The sequence below is a fragment of the Enterovirga sp. genome, from assembly GCF_028290205.1.
Taxonomy (GTDB): Bacteria; Pseudomonadota; Alphaproteobacteria; order Rhizobiales; family Beijerinckiaceae; genus Enterovirga.
Genome location: NZ_JAQGKF010000071.1, coordinates 1 through 10573, shown reverse-complemented (window position 1 = coordinate 10573; position 10573 = coordinate 1). Strand labels below are relative to the sequence as shown.

Below are 10573 nucleotides of genomic sequence, written 5' to 3'. Positions count from 1 at the left end.
TCGCGCCCGATCCCGATCGAGATGATGACCCGCCCGCTGCGATCGCCGCGCACGCGGTTCTTTACGACGCCCGAGATCAGGTTCGAGTTCGGGATGATGACGCTCGAGCGGTCGTAGGTCTCGATCTCGGTCGCGCGGACGCTGATGCGCCGCACATAGCCCTCGCCGTCCCCGATCACGACGAGGTCGCCGACCCGGATCGGACGCTCCCAGAGCAGGATCAGGCCGGAAACGAAGTTGTTCACGATGGATTGCAGGCCGAAGCCGATACCGACCGAGAGCGCACCGGCGACGATCGCGATCTTCTCGAGCCCCAGCCCGAGGTAGGACAGGGCAAGCGCGGCCGCGGCGAAGAAGCCGAGATAGCCGGCGGCCGTCTGAATGGAGTTGCGCAGGCCGGCGTCGAGCTCGGTCGTCGGCAGGAATGTGTTGGCCAGCCAGCGCTGGAGAATCCGGGTCACCCCTATGACGCTGCCGAAAAGCAGCAGCCCGATCAGGATCGTCGACAGCGATACCGTGACGTCGCCGACCTGGAAGCCGAAGAACGCGGCCCTGAGGTTGGACGTGATGTCGACCGATTCCACGCCCCACGGTGCCAGCGCCAGCAGTGCCGCCACGAGAAACAGCACGACACGCGAGACGCCGGCCGCCAGCGTTCCGAACTGCTCCAGCGAGCGCCGCCTCAGGCCGAGATTGGCCTGCAGGGTGGTCGAGACCCGGCTGTTGCTCTTCAGCGTCTCGCCGAGGAACTCGTCGCTCAGCAGGACTCCCACGTAGAGCACCACGAGGAGCGAGATGATCCAGGCGACCTGGTCGATCAGGAAGGACGCCAAGGCGACATAGCCGCCGAGCAGGGCGGCGACCACGGCGGCGACGACCGCCCAGCCGAGAAGCCGGGCGGGCCCGGCCAGCGCCGGCTCGCGCGATACGTAGGGGCCGAGGCAGGATTCGTCCGTCTCCACCCGGACCGCGAAGCGGCGCAGGAGCTCGGCAAGGGTCGCTGCCGCGATCAGCACGACGACCGAGCGGGTGGCCACCGTGAGGGGCAGCCCGGCCGCGATCGCCTGGTTCAGGGAATCGAGAACCTTGCCGGTGGCCACCGTCGTGGCGAACGCGATGGCGAAGCGAGCCGTCCAGCCGGCCGGGCCGTCCGAAATCGACAGAATGCGCCAGGCCGGCCGATTGGGCGCCAAAATCGCGTCGGCCGCGCCGCGGGCGAAGGCCACGAAGGCCAAGCCGCCGAGGAGGGCGGCGAGCACCGGATACAGCCTACCGGGAAACAGGTCCGCCAGCACGAGCAGCTGGTAGACCACGAAGCTTCCCGCCGCGGCGGGAGCGGCCTCGAACAGCAGGATGCCCAGCGCCGTCCGGACCCTTCGGCGCTTGTTGACCTCGGTCGCCGTCTCGCTCCGCCGCACGAGCCGTGGGGCGAGGTGCCGGCGTGCGACGTGAAAGGCGACGGCGGCCCCGATCGCGAGCCCCAGAAGGGTCAGGGTCGCCGGCGAGGAGCGGCCCTCGAAGCGGGAGGCGGCGTCCTGCACCACGATCTGCAGCGCCCGCAGGTCGCGCGGGATCGAGGTGGCGGCCGAAACCCAGAGCTCCGGACTGAGCAGGGCATAGCTGCGCTCGAACAGGGCGCTCGCAAACACGCTCCGGCGCCGGTCGCTGATCTGCGTCGTGAGCTGCTCGGCCTGCGCCAGCAGGGCGCGGGCGACGCGCTGCGTCTCGTCGAAACGCGCGACGGCCGCCTCGCGTTCGGCGCGGTCGCGGGCGACATCCTCGCCTTCGCCGGTGCCTTCCTTCGGCTTGGGTCCGAGCTGTTCGAGGAGGCTCTTGGCCGCGTCGAGACGCGGCTGGATGTTGGCGACGATCTCCCGCAGCCGTTCGGCGATGGGATCGATGCGCCCGCGCAGATCCTGGAGCTCGGCCTGGGACAGGTCGCGGCGCCGCAGGGTGGCCTGCTGCTGGGCCAGTTCGGCGCGGGCCGCCTCCAGGTTCGCCCGCACGCGTTCAAGCGGCGAGGCGGCGGCATCCGTGCCGGCATCCTGGGGCGGATTTGGCGTTGCAGGCGCAGGTGCGGCGGGAGCCGCACTCTGCGGTTGCGGGGCGGTGGTCGAAACGGCTTGAGCCGCGGCCGGGACGGCCGCGGCAAGCGCTACCGCGAGAAGGAACCAACGAAGCAGAGGTGGACTCGTCTCAACTGGTCAGGAAGGCCTCCGATCGCGAGGATCGGAGGCGAGGCCACGCCTTAGCGTGGTGTTGCGCTGCCCGTCGTACCGGCTGCCGGCGCCGCTGGCGAGGGGTAGGCCGGGTTTTCGGTCGGCACGCGGGCCGAATTGGCCGAGCTCGCGCTGTTGTTGCTCTGCTCGGCGGACCTCTGCTGCGGGCTGGTCGGGGAGGTGGATCCGCTCCAGCTCATCAGCGAGACCATGTAGATGCCGAGGAGAACGAGGCTCGCCGCCAGCACCATCAACACCGGTTTTCCGGGGCCGCCCTGCCGGGCACGCTGGTCTGCCACTGTCTTGGCCATTGTCGAACCTTTGCAATCGATTGCCTGTCGCGGGTGAACGTTCCCGGCGCGAGGGCGGTTCCGCGTCCCGCCCTAGCCAACGGCCAGGCGGAGGGGCTGGTCCGGAACCCGCCAGTCGGGTTCGCAGTCCCGAAGGAACCGGTCGAGCGCGCTGTCGAGCGGGGGCATGATCTGCCCGCGCTCGGTGGCGAGAGACACGTCCCGGAGCAGCGGCCCCTCGCGCTGCGGCGGATTCTGCAGGCCCGCCCTCGCTGCGAGGCGGCAGGCGATCTCGGCCCAACTCGCCGCCCCGGCATGGGCGAGGTGCCGGATCCCCTCGTCGCCGTCGATCAAAAGATCGAACAACGCGTGCGCGAGGTCGGGCAGATAGGTCGGGGACACGATCTCGGCCGCCCAGGCGACCGGCCCGCCGGACGCGAGCGACCGCACGGCGTCGAAGACCGCGTTGTCCTGGTGCCAGGGCCCGAACAGAGGGCCGGTGCGGATCGCGAGGGCATTGGGGTTGAGGCGGCGGATCTGCTGTTCCCTGGCGAGGGCGCGACGCCCCACGGGATCAACCGCATCGGCTCCGTCGGACTCACCATAGGGGCGCCCGAGGCGCCCGGCGAACAGGCCGGGCCCGGTCACCGTGACGAAGCGCGCGCCGGAATGGCGGGCCCGCCAGGCGAGGTCCGGCACCGCGTGCGCCAGGCTGCCGTGCCGGGGCGCGAGCCCGGCGAGGTCGAGGATCGCCCAGGGCGGCGGTTCCGCTGCCGCCTCGAGCCGCCCCCCGTCCGCCGGTCCGACCAGGGAATGGGCGAGCCCGCGCTCACTCGCGATCCGGGACATCGCGTCCTGGACGGGCCCGCCGTCACCGAGGATCAGAACGCATCGGGGCGCGTTCGCGGCGCGCTCGCGGCGGATCACGGCCGGCTTGTAGAAGCGCGTCTCCCGCCGCCACCAGCCGGGACTGTCCAGGACCGGATGGTCGAACCTGCCCGTGGTGGCGAGCGCGGTCGCGGCGGCCGCGAGGGCCGTCGGCCGCGGCGAGGGCCCGCGCACGTCGAAGGGGCCCGGCTCATAGAAGCCCGTCTCGCGGGTGAGCAGGGAGTTCCAGTCCACCGCCCCGAACAGGGACCAGACCGTGACGGCCCGGACATCCGCGCCTTCGTCCCGCACCGTCTCGGCCGCGCGCCAGACATCGAGCAGCCAGCGCACCTGCTCGTCGCGGCTGCAGCCGTGATGGGCCTCGGTCACGGCGATCGGCGCCCGGTAGCGCTCCCAGGCCTCGCGCAAGCGGGGGGCCGGGCCGGTTTCGCCGTCGAGCGCGCGGATCCGGACCGCTTCCACATCGGCGTAGGCGCTGCGCCCGTTGCCGCCGCGGAAATGCTCGGGGTAGCGCCTGAGGCGCTCGTCCAGATAGCGCTCGCTCGTCAGGTAATGGTTGATGCCGACGATGTCGGGCTTGGCTTCGCCTTCGGCCAGCTCGTCGAGCTCACGTTCGGTGATTCCGTTGGCCAGAAGCAGGGGCCGCCACGGGTGCCGCCGGTCGACCCGGCCGAACAGCAGGTCGAAGGAGAGCCACCGGCGCTGGTTCTCCAGCTCCGCCTGATAGGCGAGGGCGGGCGTGGAGAAGGTTTTGCCGAGGTCCTCCGTCTGCACGAGCGCCGCATCGGGGTTCACGCGCCGGATCTCGCGCATGGCCAGAAGTGTCGCCCGGCACTGGTTCACGAGCGCGCGGAAGAACGCGGCATCGCCCCGCTGGTGCGGATACCAGTGGCCGTACAGGCAGCTGAAGCGGGCCGTGGTGAGCGGCTCGTTCACCGGCGTGTAGAGGTCTATCCAGGGATAGCGCCGCGCGACCTGGGCGGCATGCCGCGCCAGCAGCTCCGGAAAGGCCGTATCGACGAGGCTCGTATAGGCCGGCCCGCTGCCGTGATGGACGAGCCCGGCGATCGGCCGGATGCCGAGCTTGCGAAGCCGCCCGGCGCGCGCGTCGTGCCAGCCCCAGTCGCAGCAATCGGGAGCGTCGGGCGCGATCGACTCCCAGAGGAACGGGTAACGCAGGGTGCGGATGCCGAGCGCCGCGATCCGGTCCAGATCCTCAAGTCGCTCGCGATGCCCGGTCTCGCGGGCCTGGTCGCGGAAGCGCTCGCCGACGCGGACGATGGTGGCTTCGAGGCCGCCCCAGAGTTCGAGACGGTCGGGCCTTCCCATGGCGCGCTCGGCTGCGGGAGCCTAGGCTCCGGCAGCGGCTCCGATCGCCTTGACGGCGGTGGTATCGGCCCCGACCGGCAGGGATTCCGAAATCCGCCGATAGGTCGCGAGGGCCTGCCCGACCACCTGGTCCATGTTGTAGTAGCGATAGGTCGCGAGCCGGCCGACGAACCAAACGTCCGGCGTCGCCAGCGCGAGCTTCTCGTACTTCTTGAAGAGCTCGGCGTTCTCCGGCCGCGGGATCGGGTAGTAGGGGTCGCCTTCGGCGCTCGGATATTCGAACGTGATGCTCGTCTTCGGATGCACCTGGCCGGTGAGGTGCTTGTACTCGCTGATGCGGGTGTAATCCTCGCTCATCGGGTAGTTCACGGTCCCGACGGGCTGGTACTGCGCCTGGTCGAGCGTCTCGTGCCGGAAGCGGAGCGAGCGGTAGGGCAGCTTGCCGAAGCGGAAGCCGAAATACTCGTCGATAGGCCCGGTATAGATCGTGCGCCGGTGCGGAATGGCGTCCTTGATGTCGCGATAATCGGTCTGCAGCATCACGTGGATGTTCGGGCTGCGCAGCATCGCCTCGAACATGCGCGTGTAGCCCTGGGCGGGCATGAACTGGAATTCGTCCGTGAAATACCGGTCGTCCCGGTTGGTCCGCGTCGGCACCCGGGCCGTGACCGACTTGTCGAGCTCCGAGGGGTCCACCCCCCATTGCTTGCGGGTGTAGCCACGGAAGAACTTCTCGTAGAGCTCGCGCCCGACCTTGGACACGACGACGTCCTCCGAGGTCCGGATTTCCGGCACCGCCTCCGCGCGCTCGGCGAACCAGCCCTCCAGCTCGTCCGAGGTGAGGTTCAGTCCATACAGCGTGTTGACCGTGTCGAGATTGATCGGGATCGGCACGAGCTTGTCGTCCACCCGGCCGAGCACCCGGTGCTCGTACGGGCGCCACGCGGTGAAGTTCGACAGGTAGTCGAAGATCCCCTTGGCGTTCGTGTGGAAGATGTGCGGGCCGTACTGGTGGATCAGGATGCCCGCGTCGTCGTGTCGGTCATAGGCGTTGCCGCCGATGTGGCTGCGCCGGTCGATCAGGAGCACCTTGTCGCCACGCTCGTTGGCGAGGCGCTCCGCCAGCACGCTGCCGGCGAAGCCGGCGCCGACGATCATCCAGTCGTACATGAGCCGCTCCCGGGCTGGATCTACTCGGCCGGGCCGGCGGCGATCGTCGATGCCGCTGCCCCCGACGCCACTGCAAGGTCGTCGGGCTCGCCCATCGCATCGCCGATCAGGCGCCGCATGGCGGCCCAGGTCGCGTCCCACGATCCGGTGGCGAGGTGGCGGTCCACCCGCTGCAGCCAGGGCGCGCGCGGGCGGGCCATCAGGCGCTCTGCCGCCGCGACCACCTCGCCCGCATCGGCCGCGATCTCGACGAGGTTGCGCTGGCCATAGGGGCGGATGACGTCCGTGATCGGGGTCGAGACCACGGGCACGCCGGCGGCCAGGAATTCGGGCGTCTTTGTCGGGCTGATGAAGCGCGTCGCGTCGTTCAGGGCGAACGGCATGAAGCCGATGTCCCAGCCGGACAGGTAGGACGGGAGCTCCTCGTAGCGCTTGCCGCCGAGCCAGTGGATGTTGGGCCGCTGCGGCAGGCTCGCCGGGTCGATCTTCACCACCGGGCCGATCATGACGAGCTGCCAGTCCGGCCGCGCATCGGCTACGGCGCCGACCAGCTCGATGTCCATCCGCTCGTCGATCACGCCGAAGAACCCGAGCCGCGGGCCGGGGATTGCGGCCTGGTCGGCCGGGTCGCGCCGCTCCGTCCGGGCGCGGGCGAAATGCGCCGCATCGATGGAGGACGGGAAGGGATGCACGCTCGGGTGCCGGTGGCGCTTGGCCTCGTAGAGGCTCATGCCGCCCGTGAACACGAGGTCGGCCCGGGCGAACAGATCCTCCTCGTTGGCCAGCATCTCGGGCGAGGCGCCGCAAAAGGCGGAGAGCTCGTCCATGTTGTCGTAGATCACGGCATCTGCCGGCAGGTGGCCGGAGAAGCTCATGGCCATCGGTGTGTAATACCAGAAGATGCGCGACGGCGCCGGCTCGGCCGCCAGGAAGCGCTCCAGCATCCTGCGCTGCTCGGTCGTCGCGTCGAAGCCGTACATGCCCTCGGGCAGGATCGGCACCGCGATGCGGATGCCGCCGTCGCGGCGCGTCACCTCGAGATGCGGCGACACGCCGGCCCGCCACATCGGCTCCTCGAACACGACGACGTTGAAGTCGCGCGCGGCCCGGCTCAGGAGGTGCTGCGGCCGCTGCCAAACGAAATCCCAGCGCAGGTGCGACAGGCAAAGAAGAAGAGGCTTACGGCGCCCCGCGCCGAGGGAAACGTATGAGCCCGGTTCCGCCGTGAGGCCCCGAGGCGAGAACGCAATATCTCCGTTACGCCGAACCATGCGTCGTCCTTTGGCTGAGGTGCTGCGAGGTGCCGCAAGAGCGGGGGTGGGGCGGGCTGGTGCTCACCCCGGCCTGACTCCGGAGACCGACCGTAAGTTCCCGAGCGACGGGCATGCCGTCCAGGAACGTACGAGTTCGCAGCCAGGGGCCGGGCGGCGCGCGGGCCGGCGAAGTACGCAACGGAACGAACCTCCCGCCGCGATGGGGCGGAGGGCGAACCATGCGGAAGGCGGCGTGTTCTCGCTGAGGCACGCTGCCGGCGAAGCCGCGGTTTGGTCGCCAGGAATCCCGATGGGCCTGTTTCAAAGCTTCTTTCTTGGAGGGTTCGAGTGTTCGACGCAGGTCCGAGCGGACGGGCGACGCCTCGATCTCCTGCGCACGACCGAGCATGATCGCTTCGCGCGGCAGGATTATCGGGCGCTGGCGCGGCACGGCGTCCGGAGCGCGCGGGACGGGCTGCGCTGGCACCTCATCGAGAGGAGCCCGGGCAGCTATGACTGGGACAGCTTCCTGCCGATGCTCCATGCCGCGGAGGAGGCGGGCACCCAGGTGGTCTGGGACCTGTGCCATTACGGTTGGCCGGACGGCCTCGACATCTGGTCGGACACGTTTCCGGAGCGGCTGGCGCGCTTTGCCGCCGCCGCCGCCGAGCTGATCCTGCGCGAAACGGGCCGTGCGCCGCTGGTGTGCCCGGTCAACGAGATCTCGTTCTGGGCGTGGGCCGGCGGCGAGGTCGGCCGCTTCGGTCCGAACCGGACCGGGGAGGGCGGCCGCCTCAAGCGCCAGCTCGTCCGCGCCGCGATCGCCGCCACCCGCGCCGTCCGGGCCACGGCCCCGGGCGCCCGGTTCATCTGTGCCGAGCCGCTGATCCACGTGGATCCGGGCACGCATGACGACCCCGGCCACCGGGCCGGCGCGCGGCGGCATCGCGAGTCGCAGTTCGAGGCGCTGGATGTCCTGGTCGGCCGGAGCGAACCCGAACTCGGCGGCGGGCCCGATTGCCTCGACGTGGTCGGGCTGAATTTCTACCCCGACAACCAATGGTACCATGGCGGTGGCACCATCCCGATGGGCCACCACGCCTTCCGTCCGCTGCACGAGATGCTGCTGGAGGTCTGGCAGCGCTACCGGCGCCCGATCCTGCTCGCCGAGACCGGCGCGGAAGGCTCCGGCCGGGCGTCCTGGCTCCACTACGTCAGCGGCGAGGCACGCGCCGCGATGGCGGCCGGGGTGCCGGTCGAGGGCATCTGCCTCTACCCGATCCTCGACTACCACGGCTGGGACAACGACCGGCTCTGCGCAACCGGGCTCCTGTCGGCGGCGGACGACCGCGGCCAGCGCCGCGTGCACGAGCCGCTGGCGGAGGAGTTGAAGGTGCAGGCGGCGCGGTTCCAGGCCCTGTCGGCACGTCCGTCCGCGTCCCGCTTCGACCAAGCGGCCTAGGTGCAGATGTCCGCCCTGTCGACACCGAAGCGCCCCCCCGCCTACCTGCGGGGTCCGATCGTCTTTATCGGGCACTACGTCCGCAACTGGGCACCGTCCTTCGCGACGATCTTCTTCTTCGTCGTGGTGGCGGCTGCGGCCGCGATCGGCATCCAGTACGTCCTGAAGGTGCTGGTGGACATCATGGCCGGCCCGCTGGAGGCCCGGGCCGCGGTCTGGACCACGCTCGCCTTCTTTGTCGGCATGATCGCCACGGAGGCGCTGTCCTGGCGCGTGGTCGGCTGGCTCACCTGCCGCACCACGATTGGGGTCGGGGTCGATATGCGGCTCGACCTGTTCGAGTACCTGAACCGCCAGCCGATGCGGTACTTCGCCGAGAATCTCGCCGGCTCGCTCGGCCAGAGGATCACGGCGACGGCCGGGAATTTCGGCGCCCTTGCCAACACGCTGATCTGGCGCGTTCTTCCGCCCTGCATCGATTTCGTCGGGGCGCTGATCATCTTCGGCACCATCAACCTCGGCATGATGGCCGCGCTGGGTGCCGTGGTGGTCAGCATGACGACGCTGCTGCTCGTCTTCGGCGAGCGCGGCCGCCCGAGGCACCGGCGCTATTCCGGCCTCGCCGGCAACGTCGCGGGCGAACTCGTCGACACCATCACCAACATGTGGGCCGTGAAGGCGTTTTCCGCCCGCCAGCGCGAGCATGCGCGGCTCGCGGCCGGGTTCCGCGAGGAGGCGGCGGCCCAGCGCACCAGCTGGCTGCATATCGAGAAGGCGCGGCTTCTCAACGACATCGTCCTCACCGTCTCGGCCGGCGGCATGCTCGTCTGGGCGGTCACGCTGTGGAGCCGGGGCCGGATCACGCCCGGGGACGTCGTGCTGGTCTCGACGCTGACCTTCCGGGTGCTGCATTCCTCCCGGGATCTGGCGCTCTCGCTGGTCGACCTGTCGCAGCAATTCGGCTTCATCGACGAAACCCTGCGCAAGATCGCCCAGCCCCGCACGGTCGTGAACGCGCCGAATGCCGGGGTGCTCGTGCCGGCCGGCGGCACGGTGGAGTTCCGGCAGGTGTCGTTCTCCTATGGCGGTCCGCGCGAGGTCACGCACGAGCTGTCTCTCACCATCCCGGCCGGGCAGAAGGTCGGCATCGTCGGCCCCTCCGGGGCCGGCAAGTCGACGCTCGTCAACCTGCTCCAGCGGCTCTGGGACGTGGATGACGGCGAGATCCTCATCGACGGCCAGCGGATCGCGGACGTGACGCAGGATTCGCTGAGGGCCGCGCTCGCCGTCGTGCCGCAGGAGATCGTGCTGTTTCACCGCAGCATCATGGAGAACATCCGCTTCGGCCGGCCGGACGCCACGGACGAGGAGGTGATCGAGGCTGCGCGCGCCGCTTATTGCGACAGCTTCATCCTCGCGCTCCCCGAGGGCTACGACACGATCGTCGGCGAGCGGGGAGCCAAGCTCTCCGGCTGCCAGCGCCAGCGCGTCGGCATCGCGCGCGCCTTCCTGAAGGACGCGCCCATCATCGTGCTGGACGAGGCGACGAGCGCGCTCGACACGGAATCGGAGATCGAGATCCAGCGCTCGCTCGTGCGGCGGATGCGCGACCGTACGGTGATCGCGGTCGCGCACCGGCTCTCGACCCTCGCGGCCTTCGACCGGGTGATCGTGATCCAGGACGGCCGGATCGTGGAGGACGGCACGCCCGCACAGCTGCGCAAGCAGAACGGCGTGTTCGAGGCGATGTGGCGCCTGCAGGCCCGCGGCCTGTCGGTCGACGAGGTCGTTGGCGAAGCCGCCTGATGGCGCCCCTCAGGCGGCCCGCTTTCGCGCCCGGCGGGGCTTTCCCGTGTTCGGCAGCACCTGATCGACCGCCGCGATCTCCGCCCAGGGGTCGCGCTTCAGCTTGGCCAGGCGGGCGCCGAGGTTGGCCACCGTGAAATGGTTCGGGGCGAGGTC

General features: G+C 70.1%; 7 protein-coding genes. 2 read left to right on the top strand and 5 right to left on the bottom strand.

Going from position 1 to position 10573, the window contains the following annotated elements; translation table 11 throughout:
- From JWR86_RS04995 to JWR86_RS04975, 5 genes are all read right to left on the bottom strand, one after another.
- On the bottom strand, nt 1-2006 hold a 2006-nt coding region (locus JWR86_RS04995; protein WP_299561605.1), incomplete at its 3' end, for a DUF3772 domain-containing protein.
- A 242-nt stretch (nt 2007-2248) separates the two neighbouring features.
- Entirely contained in the window at nt 2249-2530 is a 282-nt protein-coding gene (locus JWR86_RS04990) for a hypothetical protein (protein ID WP_299561603.1), read from the bottom strand.
- Nucleotides 2531-2602: 72 nt separating this feature from the next.
- Nucleotides 2603-4726 (bottom strand): sugar nucleotide-binding protein, encoded by a 2124-nt coding sequence (locus JWR86_RS04985; protein ID WP_299561601.1) that lies wholly within the window; start codon nt 4724-4726, stop codon nt 2603-2605.
- 21 nt (nt 4727-4747) lie between these two features.
- The gene (glf, locus tag JWR86_RS04980; RefSeq protein ID WP_299561599.1) at nt 4748-5896 is read right to left on the bottom strand and encodes a UDP-galactopyranose mutase; all 1149 of its coding nucleotides are present in this window, start codon (nt 5894-5896) and stop codon (nt 4748-4750) included.
- Nucleotides 5897-5916: 20 nt separating this feature from the next.
- A complete protein-coding gene (locus tag JWR86_RS04975; protein WP_299561597.1) occupies nt 5917-7167 on the bottom strand; it encodes a glycosyltransferase family 1 protein in 1251 nt (416 codons plus the stop codon).
- A 292-nt stretch (nt 7168-7459) separates the two neighbouring features.
- Here JWR86_RS04975 and JWR86_RS04970 point away from each other — a divergent pair, with 292 nt between their 5' ends.
- Both JWR86_RS04970 and JWR86_RS04965 read left to right on the top strand, forming a co-directional pair.
- A complete protein-coding gene (locus JWR86_RS04970; protein ID WP_299561595.1) occupies nt 7460-8611 on the top strand; it encodes a beta-glucosidase in 1152 nt (383 codons plus the stop codon).
- Nucleotides 8612-8617: 6 nt separating this feature from the next.
- A complete protein-coding gene (locus tag JWR86_RS04965) occupies nt 8618-10417 on the top strand; it encodes an ABC transporter ATP-binding protein (RefSeq protein WP_299561607.1) in 1800 nt (599 codons plus the stop codon).
- The last annotated feature ends 156 nt before the right edge of the window (nt 10418-10573 follow it).

Excerpts from the sequence above, each read along its gene's own strand:
- JWR86_RS04990 (WP_299561603.1), bottom strand. The coding sequence starts at position 2,530 with ATGGCCAAGACAGTGGCAGACCAGCGTGCCCGGCAGGGCGGCCCCGGA.
- JWR86_RS04985 (WP_299561601.1), bottom strand. The coding sequence starts at position 4,726 with ATGGGAAGGCCCGACCGTCTCGAACTCTGGGGCGGCCTCGAAGCCACC.
- glf (WP_299561599.1), bottom strand. The coding sequence starts at position 5,896 with ATGTACGACTGGATGATCGTCGGCGCCGGCTTCGCCGGCAGCGTGCTG.
- JWR86_RS04975 (WP_299561597.1), bottom strand. The coding sequence starts at position 7,167 with ATGGTTCGGCGTAACGGAGATATTGCGTTCTCGCCTCGGGGCCTCACG.
- JWR86_RS04970 (WP_299561595.1), top strand. The coding sequence starts at position 7,460 with ATGGGCCTGTTTCAAAGCTTCTTTCTTGGAGGGTTCGAGTGTTCGACG.
- JWR86_RS04965 (WP_299561607.1), top strand. The coding sequence starts at position 8,618 with ATGTCCGCCCTGTCGACACCGAAGCGCCCCCCCGCCTACCTGCGGGGT.